The sequence below is a fragment of the Kitasatospora sp. NPDC005751 genome (assembly GCF_040630835.1).
Lineage (GTDB): Bacteria > Actinomycetota > Actinomycetes > Streptomycetales > Streptomycetaceae > Kitasatospora.
Genome location: NZ_JBEXYC010000032.1, coordinates 55,765 through 71,159 on the forward strand (window position 1 = coordinate 55,765; position 15,395 = coordinate 71,159).

The 15,395-nt window shown below is 73.1% G+C and carries 15 protein-coding genes and 2 pseudogenes; 12 read left to right on the forward strand and 5 right to left on the reverse strand.

All coding sequences use genetic code 11. The features are described 5' to 3' along the window. The first annotated feature begins 575 nt into the window (after positions 1 to 575). Complete coding sequence (locus tag ABZ497_RS24855; RefSeq protein WP_359808356.1) at positions 576 to 1,496, forward strand: hypothetical protein; 921 nt, start codon at positions 576 to 578, stop codon at positions 1,494 to 1,496. Positions 1,497 to 1,543: 47 nt separating this feature from the next. Here the strand turns inward: ABZ497_RS24855 and ABZ497_RS24860 are convergent. Then, positions 1,544 to 1,764: pseudogene (locus ABZ497_RS24860) on the reverse strand (ZIP family zinc transporter); the annotation flags it as partial. Next, positions 1,765 to 2,694 (reverse strand): WYL domain-containing protein, encoded by a 930-nt coding sequence (locus tag ABZ497_RS24865; protein ID WP_359808357.1) that lies wholly within the window; start codon positions 2,692 to 2,694, stop codon positions 1,765 to 1,767. Positions 2,695 to 2,750: 56 nt separating this feature from the next. On the opposite strand from ABZ497_RS24865, the gene ABZ497_RS24870 reads away from it, so the two are divergent. Together ABZ497_RS24870 and ABZ497_RS24875 are read left to right on the forward strand one after the other, a co-directional pair. Next, positions 2,751 to 3,227, forward strand: coding sequence for a hypothetical protein (locus ABZ497_RS24870; protein ID WP_359808358.1), 477 nt, complete (start codon positions 2,751 to 2,753; stop codon positions 3,225 to 3,227). Then, a complete protein-coding gene (locus ABZ497_RS24875; protein ID WP_359808359.1) occupies positions 3,224 to 3,772 on the forward strand; it encodes an NIPSNAP family protein in 549 nt (182 codons plus the stop codon). The genes ABZ497_RS24870 and ABZ497_RS24875 overlap by 4 nt, the downstream gene beginning before the upstream one ends. Positions 3,773 to 4,097: 325 nt before the next feature. On the opposite strand, the gene ABZ497_RS24880 is transcribed toward ABZ497_RS24875, so the two are convergent. Beyond that, a complete protein-coding gene (locus ABZ497_RS24880; RefSeq protein WP_329491812.1) occupies positions 4,098 to 4,358 on the reverse strand; it encodes a GlsB/YeaQ/YmgE family stress response membrane protein in 261 nt (86 codons plus the stop codon). Between the two features lie 450 nt (positions 4,359 to 4,808). Between ABZ497_RS24880 and ABZ497_RS24885 the strand changes: the two genes are divergently transcribed. Then, positions 4,809 to 6,794, forward strand: a complete 1,986-nt coding sequence (locus ABZ497_RS24885) for an amino acid transporter (RefSeq protein ID WP_359808361.1) — start codon at positions 4,809 to 4,811, stop codon at positions 6,792 to 6,794. 487 nt (positions 6,795 to 7,281) lie between these two features. Here ABZ497_RS24885 and ABZ497_RS24890 read toward each other — a convergent pair whose 3' ends face one another. Continuing rightward, entirely contained in the window at positions 7,282 to 7,671 is a 390-nt protein-coding gene (locus tag ABZ497_RS24890; protein WP_359808363.1) for a hypothetical protein, read from the reverse strand. Positions 7,672 to 8,065: 394 nt separating this feature from the next. Between ABZ497_RS24890 and ABZ497_RS24895 the strand changes: the two genes are divergently transcribed. Continuing rightward, positions 8,066 to 8,779, forward strand: coding sequence for a hypothetical protein (locus ABZ497_RS24895; protein ID WP_359808364.1), 714 nt, complete (start codon positions 8,066 to 8,068; stop codon positions 8,777 to 8,779). Between the two features lie 906 nt (positions 8,780 to 9,685). Then, a pseudogene (locus tag ABZ497_RS24900) lies at positions 9,686 to 9,760 on the forward strand (helix-turn-helix domain-containing protein); the annotation flags it as partial. Between the two features lie 291 nt (positions 9,761 to 10,051). Here the strand turns inward: ABZ497_RS24900 and ABZ497_RS24905 are convergent. After that, positions 10,052 to 10,858: a UbiA family prenyltransferase gene (locus ABZ497_RS24905; RefSeq protein WP_359808365.1), complete on the reverse strand. Its 807-nt coding sequence runs from the start codon at positions 10,856 to 10,858 to the stop codon at positions 10,052 to 10,054. A 157-nt stretch (positions 10,859 to 11,015) separates the two neighbouring features. Between ABZ497_RS24905 and ABZ497_RS24910 the strand changes: the two genes are divergently transcribed. The 6 genes from ABZ497_RS24910 (at position 11,016) to ABZ497_RS24935 (ending at position 15,128) form a co-directional block, all read left to right on the forward strand. After that, a complete protein-coding gene (locus ABZ497_RS24910) occupies positions 11,016 to 12,083 on the forward strand; it encodes a type III polyketide synthase (protein ID WP_359808367.1) in 1,068 nt (355 codons plus the stop codon). Between the two features lie 6 nt (positions 12,084 to 12,089). After that, positions 12,090 to 12,611: an isoprenylcysteine carboxylmethyltransferase family protein gene (locus ABZ497_RS24915; protein WP_359808368.1), complete on the forward strand. Its 522-nt coding sequence runs from the start codon at positions 12,090 to 12,092 to the stop codon at positions 12,609 to 12,611. Next, positions 12,608 to 13,621 carry an NAD(P)/FAD-dependent oxidoreductase gene (locus ABZ497_RS24920; RefSeq protein WP_359808370.1) on the forward strand — a complete coding sequence of 338 codons (1,014 nt, stop codon included), beginning with the start codon at positions 12,608 to 12,610 and terminating at the stop codon, positions 13,619 to 13,621. The genes ABZ497_RS24915 and ABZ497_RS24920 overlap by 4 nt, the downstream gene beginning before the upstream one ends. Positions 13,622 to 13,888: 267 nt before the next feature. Beyond that, positions 13,889 to 14,113, forward strand: coding sequence for a hypothetical protein (locus ABZ497_RS24925; protein WP_359808372.1), 225 nt, complete (start codon positions 13,889 to 13,891; stop codon positions 14,111 to 14,113). A gap of 47 nt (positions 14,114 to 14,160) precedes the next feature. Next, positions 14,161 to 14,364, forward strand: coding sequence for a hypothetical protein (locus ABZ497_RS24930; protein WP_359808374.1), 204 nt, complete (start codon positions 14,161 to 14,163; stop codon positions 14,362 to 14,364). Between the two features lie 299 nt (positions 14,365 to 14,663). After that, complete coding sequence (locus ABZ497_RS24935) at positions 14,664 to 15,128, forward strand: DUF5709 domain-containing protein (protein WP_359808376.1); 465 nt, start codon at positions 14,664 to 14,666, stop codon at positions 15,126 to 15,128. The last annotated feature ends 267 nt before the right edge of the window (positions 15,129 to 15,395 follow it).

Here is a 15,395-nt window from a genome sequence, read left to right on the forward strand (position 1 = left end):
GGCGCCGGGGTCCCCCGGCGTCGCACCCGGCCGCACGAGCAGGAGAACGGAGCCTCACTGAGGGGTGCTCCGCCGGACGGGAGCCGACGGCCGTCGGAACGGCACGGTCAGGGGGCCGTTCGACCGCCGGTCACCAATGGCCGGTGGCTTGGCCTGTTGCCCGGGCGGTTCGGCCCACCACCATCAGGGCGTCCGGCTCGCGGCAGCGTTCACCTCTCCGTCCCGGCTCGGCGGAGGGCATCCGGACATCAGGATCTCTGCAGCAGGCCCAGCGAGCGATCGCGCAAACGCAGTCGCACCACATGGTGGACCTATCAAGAAGGAGGGTGAGTTCAGCGTGACGTCCGATATCGGTCTCCGCCTCGCCATCGACGGATCCGCACAGAAGATGAAGGGGGGCCATCAAGAACTCCCCTGGTCCAAGGTCCGGGGACTGGCGTCCGGCAACGACAAGCCGGCCGGCACGGCCCACGCCGCACGCGCCTGGAACAGCTTCTGCGCCGCCTCCGGGTCGAACACCGCCGCCCGGCAGGTTGCTCGGCGGCCGTCGACCCCTACCCACCGGGACGGTGCACATGAGTGACGACCAGCCCGGCCCGTACGGCCCCCAGCCACACCACCAGCCCGGAGGGTTCGGACCGGCGGCGGCCTCCGGGCCGCAGCCGCTCGGCCAGCAGGGCTGGGGCCCGCCCCAGCAACCGCACCCCTTCGTACAGCAGTTCCCGTACGGCGGCGCACCGGGTGGCTACCCGCCGCCGAAGCCGGCCGCGGGGAAGAGGACGGGCCTGATCATCGCCGGAGTGGTCGTCGCCCTTGCGGTGATCGCGGGAGGCGCGTACGTCGTGGTCGGCGACGACGGCGGGGGCGCGGGCCACGGTGACGTCACCGCGGCCAGCAAGGGCTACACGCTCGTGGCTCCGGAGTCGGTCGATGCCTATAAGAAATCGGGCCCGGCCAGTGCGCCCGGAGAGTTGAACGCCGAGCAGAAGAAGGAGGCGGCGGGCGTCGGTGTGAACAACGCGCAGGCGGTGTCGGGGATCTACAACGCGGCCAGCACTGACCCCGGCGATCCGGCGAAGGTGGGAGGCAAGCGCCTGATCTTCGATGGCCTCTACGGCGACATCCCCGACCCCGCCACGGCGCTGGACCACTATTTCGCCAACATCACCAAGAAAGGCTTGAAGGGTGACGGCAAAGCGCGTGGTCTCAAGCTGGAGCGCCTCGGAGAACCCAGGGCCGTGAAGCCCGACGGTTTCGAGGGCGCGCTCATGAAGTGCCAGGACGTGAAAGTCACCCCTGACAAGAACGCCGACGCCCCGAAGGGCGGTCCTGCGGAGTTCCGGTTCCCGGTCTGCGCCTGGGCCGACTACTCCACGCTGGGAGGCGTCAACGTCGTCGAGTTGGCGCAGGCGATGAATGGTGGCAAGGGCGTCTCGCAGGAGGAGGTGGCCGCCTTGACCGCCGAGCTCTACAAGACGGCGCGCAGAAAGGCCTGACGCACAGGGGGAGGGGCCCGCCCGAAGCGATCGCCCCTCCCCCGCGCACCCTGCCGCTCGCTCTCCGAGGGCTGCGACGGGCCGTGCCCGGACCGCTCGCGATGCCGGGCTCCCCGCCGCGCCGGCACCACGTCGCCCACCGTGTACGCCGCCGCTCCCCCAGCGCCCCCACGGCGGCCGGGCCCGGTCCGCCCTCCTCGTACGCCTCACCCAGCAGCTCGCACGACACCGCCGACAGCAGTACCCCCGGGGATCCCTCTGCCCGGAGTCATCCCCCGTAGCGGGTGGCCAGGGTCCGTACCGTCTCGGCGATGCGGTCGCGGAGTTCGGCCGGTGCCATGACCTCGATGTCGGTGCCCAGCCGGAGGAACTCTCCGTGGGCGTGGTCGATGGACTCGATGGGCAGCCGGGCTTCCGTCCACCCGTCACCTGCTGGTGTCACGCCGAGCCGGCGGGCTCCCGCCGGGGTGAGCCGTACCAGAGCCTCCCCGGTGTGCAGCCGGGCTCGGAAGTCGGCGAGGTAGGTGTTCCAGTGCACGGCCAGGTCGAACCCGTCCGGGACGACGAACTCCTCCTCCAGGGGGCGGAGTCGAACGATCTGGTCGACCCGGTAGGTGCGGATTCCGGTCGGCCCGCTTGCGACCAGGTACCAGCGGCCGGCCTTGAGTACGAGTCCGTACGGCTGCACTCGCCGCTCGATCTCCTGCGGTGCCCGCCAGCGCCGGTACCGCAGGACCACCGCCCGCCGGGCCCACACCGCGGCGGCGATCGCGGCCAGGTGAGGGGTGCGGTCGGCATCGCCGTACCAGCCCGGGGCGTCGAGCAGGAAGCGTTCCTGGATCCGCCCGGCGTGCTCGCGCAACTCGGCGGGAAGGGCGGCCCGCAGCTTGAGCTGGGCGCTGGTGAGTGCCTCGCCGAGGCCGAGCTCGGCGGCGGTGCCGGGGAGTGCGGCGAGGAAGGCGGCCTGCGCCTCGTCCGCGGTCAGCCCGGTGAGTCGGGTTCGGTAGCCCTCGACCAGCCGGTAGCCGCCCGCGTGCCCGGCGTCGCCGTACAGGGGTATACCGGCGGCCCCGAGCGCCTCGACGTCGCGGTAGACCGTACGGACGGAGACCTCCAGCTCCGCGGCCAGCTGCTGGGCCGTCATCCGGCCCCGGTTCTGGAGCAGCAGGAGAAGGGTGACCAGCCGGCTCGCACGCATGCTCCCCATTATCCACTGACAGCGGATGTCAGTGGAGTGCCCCTAACCTGCGGCGCATGAACGACTTCGACTTCTTGCACGGCTCCTGGCACGTGGCCAACCGGCGCCTCACCACCCCGCTCGACGGCGCGGGCGCGGGCGCCGGCACCTGGGAGGAGTTCCCGGGCCACTCGGTGATCCAGCCGTTGTTCGGGGGCGCCGGGAACATCGACGAGATCACCTTCCCCACCCTCGGCCGCCAGGGCGTGACCCTGCGGCTGTTCGACCACGGGACGAAACTGTGGTCGATCCACTGGTCCGACAGCCGGACGGGCCGGCTGGATCCCCCGGTGGTCGGCGCATTCACGGGCGACCGCGGTGACTTCCACGGCGAGGACACCTACGACGACCGCCCCATCCGGGTGCACTTCACCTGGTACCGCCTCGGCCCGGACGCCGCCCGCTGGGAGCAGGAGTTCTCCGGTGACGGCGGCCTCACCCGGGAGCTCAACTGGATCATGGACTTCACCCGCACCGGGCCGGCCGGCGTATGAGCATCGTCGAACTCCGGCAGTACACCCTGCGCCCCGGCGCCCGGGAGACGCTGATCGAACTGTTCGAGCGCGAGTTCGTGACCGGCCAGCAGGCGGCCGGCATCACGATGGGGGGCCGGTTCCGCGACCTTGACGACCCGGACCGCTTCGTCTGGTTGCGCGCGTTCCCCGACATGACGCACCGCCGGCACGCGCTGGAGGCGTTCTACACCGGCACGATCTGGCGCGAGCACCGCGACGCGGCCAACGCCACCATGGTCGACAGCGACGACGTCCTGCTGCTGCGCGGTCCGGGGTTCGCACCTGAGCCGTCCACCCGCGAGGTGGTCGCGACGCTCTGCCGGCCGTCGGACGCGGCGGCCTTCGACGCGTACGCCGCCCGGCACCTGGACCGGCGTCATGCGCTGCACCGCACCGAGCACGCCGAGAACGACTTCCCCCTCCTGCCTGTCCGCACCGGGGTGGACGTGCGGGTCTGGTTCGGCCCGGCCGAGCCACCACCTTGGCCGATCCGGCGGCTGCGGCTGGAGCCCGTGACGAGTTGACCTCGTGCTGCCACGAGGCGGGGAGCCGCCCGGCCAGGACTACCGCGGTGACCTGAGCACCGGCCACAGGGTCCGGGCCACGCCCATCGGCTGTCCCGGAGCGGCAGCCGCCCGCACCGGCCAACCGGCGTCGGGTGCCGGCACCACCGTCAGGCAGCGGCCGCCCCGTCGTGCAGTGCCGCTCGGTCACTTCGGTCGCCGCGCCGGGCGGCCTGTCGGGTGGACCGGCCCGGGAGGGCCTGCCCGACCGATCACCCGACTCCAGCGCATGCGAGTGCCCCGCCGACCAACAGGGCGACGGGGCACCGTGAGCGGCGGGCGCCGGTCAGGCGTGTCGGCGGCCCCACAGGGGTGTGACGACCATGATGAGGACGGCGGCGGCCGCGATCTGGAAGATGTGACGGATCCAGTCGATGCCGCCGGTGTCCGCGACACCGAAGGCGCCGGCGAGCGCGTTGCCGATGAGACCGCCCACCACACCCAGGATGACGGTGAGCCACAGGGGAATCGGCTGGCGGCCGGGGATGACCAGCTTGGCCAGTACGCCGATGATGAGACCCGCGACAACGGCCCAGATGAACGACATGATCTTCTCCTTGTACGCGTAAGGCATGACCGTCCGGTGATGCGCCCCGCCTTCCCCGTCAGGGCCGCCGCACACCCGTTCCGGACGGGTCTCCCACTCCGTCCACCCGGCCTGGGCGGCCGAGGTGTCCCACCGCTCGGCGTCGCCGGCCGACCCGCCAGCGGCCGGCACCGGCCTTCCCTTCCTCCATCGCGGCCCTCTCCGCCCGGTCCGTGACCGACGCGGGGCCCCGTCCAGGCGGTGCGGGTCGGCCGGAGGCTCGTTTCTCGCAGGGGTGGACCGGGCAGGAGCCTCGTTTCTCGCGGGGATGTGCCGGCAGCGACGGGGAAGGAGGCTCCCGGTCCGGCGCGTCCCGGCCTACCCCCCGTTCGGGACGGTTGCCGGGTAGCGCATACTCACCTGGCCACGGCGACTGCCGCGGTGTGCTGAGCCTCGAAGGGTGATGGGGGAATGAAGGAGGGTCCGGCCGATCTGGCCGTTCCGGAAGTGGTGGAGAGCGCTGCTCCGCGGACGCAGCCGACCGGAGGCGTCGGGCGGTGGCTGCTGCGCCACCGGGTGCAGCCGGTGGGTCCGGCGGCCGCCGAGGGGCACACCGAGCCGCAGGCGTGGTGGAAGGTGATGTGCCTGACCGGGGTGGACTACTTCTCCAGCCTCGCCTACGTGCCGGCCATCGCCGCGCTGGCCGCTGGAGCGGTCTCGCCGCTGGCGACGTTGCTGATCGTGCTGCTGACGCTGGTGGGGATGCTACCGATGTACCGGCGGGTCGCGCGGGAGAGCCCCAACGGCGCGGGGTCGGTGGCGATGCTGGAGGACCTGCTGCCGTTCTGGCGGGGCAAACTGTTCGTTCTGGTGCTGCTCGGTTTCGTCGCCACGTCGTGGATCATCACCATCACGCTGTCGTCGGCGGATGCCTCCGTGCACCTGGTGGAGAACCCCTACCTGTCCGGTGCCCTGCACGGCCACGAGGTCGCCCTCACCATCGGGTTGCTGCTCCTGCTGGGCGGGGTCTTCCTGCTCGGGTTCAGTGAGGCGGTCACCGTCGCCATCCCCCTCGTCGCGGTCTTCCTCGTCCTCAACGCGGTGACCGTCACCGTCGGCCTGGTGGACGTGTTCACCACGCCGGGGGCCTGGTCGGCGTGGACGGACGCGCTGGCCGAAGGCGGCGGCGGTTTCAGCGGCCTGGCCGAACCGGCGCTGCTGGCGTTCCCGCTGCTGGTGCTGGGCCTGTCCGGTTTCGAGACGGGCGTGAGCATGATGCCCCTGGTGGCCGCCGAGGGCGCGAACGCGGCCGAGCGGCTTGAAGCGCGCATCCACAACGCCCGCAAGTTGCTGACCACCGCCGCGGTCGTCATGAGCGTCTACCTGCTGGCCGCGAGTTTCGTCACCACGGTCCTCATCCCCCACAAGGAGTTCGAACCCGGCGGCGCGGCCGGCGGACGCGCGCTGGCGTGGCTGGCCCACGAGAAGGTCGGCGAGGCGTTCGGCACCGTCTACGACGTCAGCACCATCCTGATCCTGTGGTTCGCCGGTGCCTCCGCCATGGCGGGCCTGGTCAACATCGTCCCCCGTTACCTGCCCGACTACGGGATGGCTCCCGAATGGGGACGGGCGGTGCGCCCGGTCGTCCTCGTCTACACGGCGCTGTGCATCCTCATCACGATCGCCTTCGACGCGGACGTCAACGCGCAGGCCGGCGCCTACGCCACCGGCATCCTCGCCATGATGGTCTCCGGTGCGTTCGCGGTCACCGTCTCCGCGCTGCGCCGGCGCCGCCGTGCCGCCACCGCGGGCTTCGCCCTCCTCACCGCGGTGCTGTTCTACGCCCTGGTGTCCAACATCGTCGACAAGCCGGACGGCATCGCCATCTCCGGCCTCTTCATCCTCGGCATCATCACCGTGTCGCTGATCTCCCGTGTCTCGCGCACCACCGAGCTGCGGGCGGACCGCATCGTCCTCGACCCGGCGGCCCGCCGGTTCGTCACCGACACCCTCGCCCACGACCAGGCCATCAACATCATCGCCAACCGCCGCCAGGCCGGCGACCGCGCGGAGTACGAGGACAAGGAGCGCGAGCAGCGCGGCATCAACCCGGTGCCCGGCCCCGCCGACGTGCTGTTCCTGGAGATCGACGTCGTCGACCCCTCCGACTTCAGCGAAACCCTCACCGTCCACGGCGTGGAGGTCGACGGTTACCGCGTCCTGCGCACCGAAGCCCCCGCCGCGCCCAACGCCATCGCCGCGATCCTGCTCGCTCTGCGCGATTCCACCGGCGTCCAACCGCACTGCTACTTCGCCTGGGCCGAAGGCAGCCCCCTCAAGCACATGTTCCGCTACTTCCTCCTCGGCCGCGGCGACACGGCCCCCGTCACCCGGGAGATCATCCGCAAGCACGAACCCGACCCCGCCCGTCGACCCGGCATCCACGTCGGCGGCTGACCCCGAAGCCCGGTCACCCGCCCCGAGCCGACACCTCCCAGGCGCTCCCCGGCTGCTCCGGCGGCGGCCACCGGCCCAGCCGGAGCGCCGAGTTCGCACGGGTTCTCCATTCACCCGAACAAGCCCTCACCGTCACACCGGCGAAGGGCCGCCACCGAATCGGTGGCGGCCCTTCGCTGTCCGCTCTACCGACGGAGAGGGGTGTTCCCGACGTGTCGAATTCCGCGCAAGCGCGGGCGGACACACCAGCAGGTGCGCTCCGCCTCGACCACTGCTGTGCGGCTGCTCCCAGGGCATCACCGGTCAGGCGTCCCGGGGCGGCGGTTCGCTTGCCCGCAGGCTCACGCGGCACCTCGAAGCGCGGGCACACCGCCTGGACAACCAGCCGGACGGTGTGGCCCGATCCGCTCCGGATCGGGGAGAAGGGCCACGTTCAGAGCCGGGTCGGTGTCCTTCCGGGGCGCGGTCGACCCGGAGGGCCGCACGGTCAGCGGCGGCGGCCGCCGACGTGGCGGTCGTCGGCCAGTGCGGTCAGTGGGCCGTACTCAGAGGAGAGCTCGCTCCACGTCAGGACCTCGCCACAGCGGGCCGGGAACGTCTTCGGGTCGAATTCGGGCATGGTCCAGGTGCCAGTTCCCCGGTCCCTCAGCCACAGGTCCCCGTCGCCGTCGACCACAGTCGGCGGGGCCGGTACGGGCTCGGCCTGATCGGTGGGATCCCAGGTGACCCGGCCGGGGTGGGAGGCGCGGCGCAGCTCGGTGGTGGCCAGCCGTGCGGCCAGGTCGCGGGCGGACTCTTCGGTGTCCTTGACCGACGCGAGCCGGTAGGCGTCGTCGAGGACGGGCAGGGCTGGATTCTGGCTGCGCTTGGAGCTCATACGCTGGCTACCTCCGTAGGGGGCGCCACATCCGTTATGGCACCCCGTGTAGGAGAACGGTATCCGAGGCGGGAGCCGGGCCGGGCACGATCACCGTCCAGGTGGAGGGTGGAGGACACCGGGTCGGTGGGGCCGGTGGTGAGCTGGTCCCGGGCATGGCGCAGCCGCGGTGGGTCGGGGAGCGCGGTGTCGTGAAGGCCGAACTCTTCGAGATCCCTTCGGGATCCGACCAAGCACGCGAGTGCCACCTTGGGCGGATGGTCGAACAGCCCGTGAGGTTCGCTGCTGTCCCCGGCTCCCTGCGGGGTTGCCCGGGTGCAGAGCGGGCAGGCGCGTCCTGAAGGCGATCATCCGTACGGCGGTCGCCGTTCCCACATGTGAGTGAGGTCACCCCTTGGCACCTTCCGTCGAAACGAACTCCGGCGTCGCAGCCGCCATCACGCTCCTCGAAGGCCAGCTCTCCCGGCTCGAGGAGCAGAAAGCCGCGCTCGAAAGCGAGTTGAAGCGAGTCGCCGCGTACGTCACCTCGCTGCGGGTCGCCCTCGACGGCCTGCTCGCAGCCGACGCGGCCCTACGGCCCTCCGTCGGCACGACAGCCGAGCCTGCCACTCCCCCACCCGTGTCCGCCGAAGAAGCTCCGGCGGCAGCGGAGCCGGAGCCGGCCGGGGCCGCCGCGGGGCCGCTCCCCCCAGCCGACGAACCGGAACCGAAGAAGGCAACCCGGCGCCGGGCGCCCGCCACCAAGGCAGCGCCCGCCAAGCGAACCGCACGCAAGCCCCGCGGGACCACCCCTGCGGCCGCCGAAGCCGGCGCCGGCCCGGCCGAGAGCAAGCCCGAGGCACGGATCGCGAAGAAGACCCCGGCGAAGAAGTCGGCCTCGCCGGCTCCGGCAGCCCCGACGGCACCGAAGCGATCCCGTGGGATCGCCGACGATGTCCTGAACGCCCTCGCCGCGGCCGGCAAGCCGGTGCGGGCGGGCGAGGTCTCCGCGACCCTCAGCCCCGGCAGCACGGACGACAACGTCCGCACGACCCTGGAACGGCTCGTCAAGGCCGGCCGGGCACAGCGTGCGGGCCGCGGCCTGTTCGCGGCACTGCCGACGAGCTGACCCCGCGCACCGGGTGGCGAACGCCGCTGGGGTAGTGGATCTTCCGGGGCCGGTCGGATTCGTTCCGACCGGCCCCGGGACGCGCCCCGCGCGTTCGGCCGCCGTGGTGCGAAGGTCACCTACTTCCCCGGCCTTCGTACTGCCGCGCGGAGCGAGCGGACGTCTGTGGGAGCGGCCCACCGGCCTTGTCGTGCCGAGTCGCGGCCGGCCCGGTTGTGCGTGCGGGTGCGCGCGCGGGGTGCGTCTGCCGCGGGAGCCGGCCACGGCGCGCCGAACGCCGCGTCTCACGACCGGGATTGGGCCACCTCTCAGCGGGCAAGTGATCTCCACACCACACCGGACCAGCGCGCGGAGGCGGCTGTGACTGTCATGACTCGGCTGATCGCTCCACCCCTTCTGGGCTCGACGCCGGCCAGGCCGGCCCCTTGTGCCTCTCTCCGCTTCGCTGCCGGATCAGCCGATGCAGTGGACCATCCTGGCCGCCATCGAGCGCGGACAGTGCAGGCCTGAACCCTGCCGCCGCGGCTGTCTCTCGTACACAGACCCGGATATGTGCTCGACCACTTGTGTGAGGAGTCCGATGATGCCCGTCCTCGTCCTTCTGTCAGCGCCTTTGCTTCTCGCCGCGATCTTCGTCATCGCCGGATTGCGGCCCGCGCGCGGCAGGAGCAGTCTGCCGCAAGCGGCCACCGCCCGACGTCGGCTCACCCGGCGCCATACTCAGCATCTCCGCCGTGCAGGCCAGGCGCTGTGAGTGTCGGTCACCCGCCGACGATGCGCCGGGCCGCACCACTCAGCCCCCGTAGGCCCTGCTCAGGTGGCCAGGCCCCGGTGACGCCTGGGAGCCGCTGAGCGGCACGGGGCCGTCAGAATGATCACGCCGCCGAACGCGCGCGGGTCCGTGAGATCGATGGCGACGCCGGCAGGCGACTACTGCGGACCGTCCGCCGGGGCACGGAGTCGGCGGTGACGTGGCGGCGTGGCCTCCTCGGACGATCGCGGAGAACGGATCCACCCGCGCCGGTGTCCTGTGCTCGTGAAGGCGGCCGTGGGCGGCGGCACCTCGCAGACCCGGCCCGCTCGCCCGTCCTGCTCCCTGCTCCCTGCTCCCTGTGGCGACCTGCGCGACGGCCCAGGGCCCCGACACGGCCCGAATGGCCCAATCCGTCCTTCCCGGCCCGCGCACCGGTCACCGCCCCGGCGCCGCGGTACTCCCGGAGGATCGGACGGTGAGCGAGGCGGTGCGGTGTGACGAGGCCGCGCGTGCCGCTGTCAGGTGAGAGCGGTGCCGCGCAGCAGGAGCAGGGCGATGTCCAGGGCGGCCAGCGCGAGGCTGGCGAGGAAGGGCAGGCGGCTGCGCGGGTCGCGGGTGGGGAGGGCGACCGTGAGTGCGAGCGTGCCGGTGGCGGCGAGGCAGGCCCGGTCGGTGGTGGTGAGAGGCCCGGGCGGTCCCAGGACGAGGGCGGCCGCCCCGGCCAGCAGCAGGGTCGCGGCCAGGGCGCGGGTGAGGTGCGGGCCGAGGCGGTGGGGCAGACCACGCACTCCGGTGGCCAGGTCGCCGGGGATGTCGGGAAGCGCGTTGGTGAGGTGAGCACCCGTACCGAGCAGGGCGCCGGCCGCCGTCACCCACGCCGGGGGCCACGGGTGGCCGGGCAGCGCGAGGGTGACGAAGGCGGGCAGCAGCGCGAAGGCCCCGGCGTAGGGCAGCCAGGACAGCGCCGTGCGCTTGACGCCCAGATTGTAGGACCAGGCTGCCGCGACCCCGACGAGGTGGGCGGTGCCCGCCGCCAGTCCGCCCACCAGCGAGAGCGGGACGCACAGCGCGAGTGCGGCCCCGGCGGCGGCGGCCACGCTCCGCGGGCGAACGACGCCGACCACCAGCGGCTTGTCGGTGCGGCCGGTGGCGAGATCGCGGTGAAGATCGATCCGGTCGTTGCACCAGCCCACCGACAGCTGCCCGGTCAGGACCGCCGAGGCCACCAGCGCGCTTCCCGCCGTGCCCCGCCCCCAGGCCACGGCGAGAGCGGTGACGACGGCGGTGACGGCGAGCGCGGGGGCGGCGTGGGAGGCGGCCAGCATCCCCCGTGCCGCTGCACCCCTCCTGGACTGCGGTTGAACGGTCGGGGTTGCCGCGGGCCGGACTCCGGTGGTGTGCACGTCCTCATGCTAGATCGGGCAAATCGCCGACCAGCGTACATTTCATGATGAAGTATCAGATCACGTCTAGGGTGAGCCGGTGACCACAATCGCGGCTGTCCACGGCGTGCTCGCGCCGCACCGGTACGAGCAGGGCGAGATCACCGAGGCCCTGACGGCGATGTGCGCGGCGTCCGACGCCCAGCGCGGCGTCCTCCAACGGCTGCACGCCACCGCCGCGGTCGGCACCCGCCACCTGGCTCTGCCACTGGAGCGTTACCGCGAGTTGGGCGGGTTCGGCCGGGCCAACGACCTGTTCATCGACGTGGGGCTGCGGCTGGCGGAGGAAGCCCTGAGCGGCGCCCTGGCGGCGGCCGGTCTGGCGCCCGAGGAGGTGGACCTGGTGGTCTCCACCTCGGTGACGGGTATCGCCGCGCCCTCGCTTGAGGCCCGGCTGGCCGGGCGGGTGGGCCTGCGGCCGGACGTGAAGCGGGTGCCGATCTTCGGCCTGGGCTGCGCGGGCGGGGCCGCGGGCCTGGCCCGGTTGCACGACTACCTCCAGGGGCATCCCGGGCACGTCGCGGTCCTGCTCTCGGTCGAGCTGTGCTCCCTCACCTTGCAGCGCGCCGACACCTCCGTGCCGAACATGGTGGCCGGTGCCCTGTTCGGTGACGGCGCCGCCGCCCTGGTGGCTGTCGGACGCCACCACCCGCGGTCCGGGGACTTCGCGGGGCCGCGGGTGGCGGCGACCCGCAGCCGCCTGTACCCGGGCACCGAGCGCGCGCTGGGCTGGGACATCGGAGACAGCGGCTTCACCATCGTCCTCGGCGCCGAACTGCCCGAACTGGTGCGCCTGCACGTCGGCGAGGACGTCCGGTCCTTCCTCGCCGAACACGACCTGAAGCCGCCGGACGTCACCGGCTGGGTCGCCCACCCGGGCGGACCCAAGGTCCTGGACGCCTTGCAGGAGAGCCTCGGGCTCGACGCCCGCGCGCTGGAACTGACGCGGCGTTCACTGGCCGAGGTCGGCAACCTCTCCTCCGCCTCCGTCCTGCACATCCTGCGCGACACCCTCGCCCACGATCCGCCACCACCCCCCGGCGGCCCCGGTCTGCTCCTCGCCATGGGACCGGGCTTCTGCTCCGAACTCGTCCTGCTGCGCTGGTAGGCCCGGATGCCCCTGTACACGCTGCTGGTCCTCCTGGTCGCCGTCGAGCGCCTGGCCGAACTCGCCGTCGCGCGCCGCAACGCCGCCTGGAGCCGGGCACGCGGCGGTGTCGAACACGGCTCCGGCCATTACCCCGTCATGGTCCTGCTCCACACCGCACTGCTGGCCGGCTGTCTGGCCGAGGTCCACCTCGCGCACCGTCCCTTCCTGCCGGCCCTGGGCCTGCCCATGCTGCTCCTCGTACTCGCCGCCCAGGCGCTGCGCTGGTGGTGCATCCACTCCCTGGGGCCGCGCTGGAACACCCGGGTCATCGTGGTGCCCCACCTGCCGCTGGTCAGCACCGGCCCCTACCGGCTGTTCAGCCACCCGAACTACCTCGCCGTCGTCGCCGAAGGCGCCGCCCTGCCCCTCGTCCACGGCGCCTGGCTCACCGCGACCGCCTTCACCCTGCTCAACCTCCCCCTGCTCGCCACCCGGCTGCGCTGCGAGAACGCCGCCCTGGCCGACTGCGCCACGGCGTCGACGTGATCGACCTCCTCGTCGCCGGCGGCGGCCCCGCCGGCCTCGCCACCGCGATCCACGCCGCCCTGGCCGGGCTCGACGCGGTGGTCCTCGAACCACGCCCCGCCCCGATCGACAAGGCGTGCGGCGAGGGACTGATGCCCGGGGCCGTCCGCGCCCTGGCCGCCCTGGACGTGCCGGTGGTCGGCCACCCGATCCGCGGCATCCGCTACCTGGACGACCGCCACCGCGCCGAGGGCAGGTTCCGCCACGAGGCGGGGATGGGCGTGCGGCGCACCGTCCTGCACGCCGCGCTGTCCCGCCGGGCGGCCGAACTCGGCGTGCCGGTGCTGGCGGGGAAGGCCACCTCCGTCCACCAGGACGGCGACAGCATCACCGCCGCCGGACTCACCGCCCGCTACCTGGCCGCCGCGGACGGCCTGCACTCGCCCCTGCGCCGGCAGTTGGGCCTGGAACGCCCCGACCCGCGACCCCCGCGCTACGGACTGCGACGGCACTTCGCGGTGGCGCCCTGGACCGACTGCGTGGAGGTCCACTGGTCCGCACTCGGCGAGGCCTACGTCACCCCGCTCGGCCCGGACCGGATCGGCGTCGCCGTCCTGACCGGCGAGCGACTGCCGTTCGACGCACTGCTGCCCGCGTTCCCCGCACTCCTTCACCGCCTCACCGCCCACCGCGGCTCGGCCGTGCGCGGCGCCGGACCGATGCGCCGGCGGGTACGGGCCAGGGTGGCGGGACGCGTCCTGCTGGTCGGGGACGCCGCCGGCTACATCGACGCGCTCACCGGCGAGGGCATCTCGCTCGCCCTCACCGGCGCGGCCCACCTGGTGCGCTGCGTACGCGCCGGCCGGCCGCTGGACTACGAGCGGGCCTGGCGCCGCGCCACCCGCGACCACCGCCTGCTCACCGGGGCACTGGTACGCGCCCGCGTCAACCCGCTCCTGGCCCCACGGATCGTCCCCCTGGCCACCCGCGCCCCCGCGCTCTTCACCGCCCTGGTCAACCGCCTCACCTGACGGTGATGACGTCCGTGGTGGTGGTGCCGGCGAATCGGTTCCATCACCTCGTGGCCCCGAACGCGCTGCGCACGAGCACCCCCGGGCGGCCAGTTCCGGGTCTGTCCGCATGATCACCGGCCGCCTCGGCTTCCGGTGAGCCGCTGGACGGACCTGCGCGCCGATGTCCGGAGGTGTGAGGCCGTGCGGCCTGGGCAGCCGCACCCGTAGACGATCACCGCCCCGGGACGGACCGGGGCGCGGACCCAGCGGAGAGGGCACAGCGACATGGGCGAGCAGGCGAAGAACACCTCGGTGAGCGGCGAGGGCGACGTCGACGAGGCGGTCGGCTCCGCCGCCGAGCGCATCCGGCGCGCGCTGGAGAGTGAGGACGCGGGCCGGGTGGCGGGGCCGGGCGCCAAGACGGGCGACCGCCCGCAGGGCCGCCCCGAAGGGCAGGGGTCCGAGGACGAGCCGCCCGCCGCGCCGGCCGCGGACGCGGTGGCGCCCTGAGCGGGCCACAAAAGGCGCCGACCATCCTACGAAAGGACCGGAATCCGATGAGCACCGAGCGCGACGCGAAGCAGGAGCACGACCCGGAGCGCGAACCGGATGGACCAACTGCCGCACAGGGCGACGAAAGCACACAGGGCGAAGCACAGGACTTGGACGAGCGTCAGGGAGACGCCACCACGGCCGACCCGACGCCCACCCGCCACCTGGGCCCCGACGACAAGCCGGCCCCGGAGGAGTCGAGCCGCTGACCTTCCGGTCCTGACCGGAAGGAAGTCCAGTGGCCCCACCTGAGCGGTGAGGGTTGGCGCCACCAAGTGACCGAAGGTGCCCCGCCCGCCGGGCTCGCACCCGGACACCGCCGGAAGGAACACGGTCCACCGCCGGCACCCGCACCGACGGCCCGGCAGCAGGAAGCGGCCAGGAGCGGCGGCCGGGAAGCGGCAGCGGGACCCGCGGGGAACCGGGGGACCGTTCCGGGCCCCCGGGACAGGCGCCCGGGACAGGCGCCCGGCAAGCACAGCCCGAGCCCCACGAAAGGACGGACATGATGACCGCAACGGACGACGCCAGGGGCGACGACGTCTACCAGCCCGATGCCACAACCGAGGTCGGCGACGACGCCGGCCTCCTGGACCCGGAGGACACCCTGCTCGACCGCGCCGCCGGTCCCTACGAGGAGGGCTGGTCCCCGCCGGAACGGCCACTCGCCGTCGAACACCAGGGCACCACGGCGGCGGAGCAGAACGAGGGCGAGAGCCTGGACCAGCGGCTGGCCGAGGAGGTCCCGGACCCGACGCTGGCCGTCCCCGCCCAGACCCCCACAGACGGCACCGACGAGACCGCCGACACGAGCGAAGAGCCTCGCGACGAGGAGGTAGGGGCCGCCCGCGCGGGCCGGCTGCGCCCCCGGGCCACCGGACCGAGTACCTTCGCGACGGATGTCGGTGTCGACGGAGGCGCGGCGTCTGCCGAGGAAGCCGCCGTCCACATCGTCCCGGACGAGGAGCCCTGACCATCGCTTGAGCCCGCCCCAGGCGGACACCCTCGGTTCCGGGCCCTGGATCCCGGCGACCGGGGGCTGGCCAGGGGGACGCTCAGCGATGAGGGACCGGGCAGCACCTGCTGCCCGGTCCCTCCGGGTTCGCTCCCGCTCGCACATGACCTCGACCAGCCGGCCGCCCCCGCCACACCCGTGGGCGCTCTACGACGCGCTGCACGACATGATGGACCCGGACTCCATCCCGCGCCTGATGGCGGCCGGCACCATCGAGGTCGCCCC

What these genes read in the sequence shown, in the direction of transcription:
- ABZ497_RS24855 (WP_359808356.1), top strand. Translation starts at nt 576, where the DNA reads ATGAGTGACGACCAGCCCGGCCCGTACGGCCCCCAGCCACACCACCAG.
- ABZ497_RS24865 (WP_359808357.1), bottom strand. Translation starts at nt 2,694, where the DNA reads ATGCGTGCGAGCCGGCTGGTCACCCTTCTCCTGCTGCTCCAGAACCGG.
- ABZ497_RS24870 (WP_359808358.1), top strand. Translation starts at nt 2,751, where the DNA reads ATGAACGACTTCGACTTCTTGCACGGCTCCTGGCACGTGGCCAACCGG.
- ABZ497_RS24875 (WP_359808359.1), top strand. Translation starts at nt 3,224, where the DNA reads ATGAGCATCGTCGAACTCCGGCAGTACACCCTGCGCCCCGGCGCCCGG.
- ABZ497_RS24880 (WP_329491812.1), bottom strand. Translation starts at nt 4,358, where the DNA reads ATGTCGTTCATCTGGGCCGTTGTCGCGGGTCTCATCATCGGCGTACTG.
- ABZ497_RS24885 (WP_359808361.1), top strand. Translation starts at nt 4,809, where the DNA reads ATGAAGGAGGGTCCGGCCGATCTGGCCGTTCCGGAAGTGGTGGAGAGC.
- ABZ497_RS24890 (WP_359808363.1), bottom strand. Translation starts at nt 7,671, where the DNA reads ATGAGCTCCAAGCGCAGCCAGAATCCAGCCCTGCCCGTCCTCGACGAC.
- ABZ497_RS24905 (WP_359808365.1), bottom strand. Translation starts at nt 10,858, where the DNA reads ATGCTGGCCGCCTCCCACGCCGCCCCCGCGCTCGCCGTCACCGCCGTC.
- ABZ497_RS24915 (WP_359808368.1), top strand. Translation starts at nt 12,090, where the DNA reads ATGCCCCTGTACACGCTGCTGGTCCTCCTGGTCGCCGTCGAGCGCCTG.
- ABZ497_RS24925 (WP_359808372.1), top strand. Translation starts at nt 13,889, where the DNA reads ATGGGCGAGCAGGCGAAGAACACCTCGGTGAGCGGCGAGGGCGACGTC.
- ABZ497_RS24930 (WP_359808374.1), top strand. Translation starts at nt 14,161, where the DNA reads ATGAGCACCGAGCGCGACGCGAAGCAGGAGCACGACCCGGAGCGCGAA.
- ABZ497_RS24935 (WP_359808376.1), top strand. Translation starts at nt 14,664, where the DNA reads ATGACCGCAACGGACGACGCCAGGGGCGACGACGTCTACCAGCCCGAT.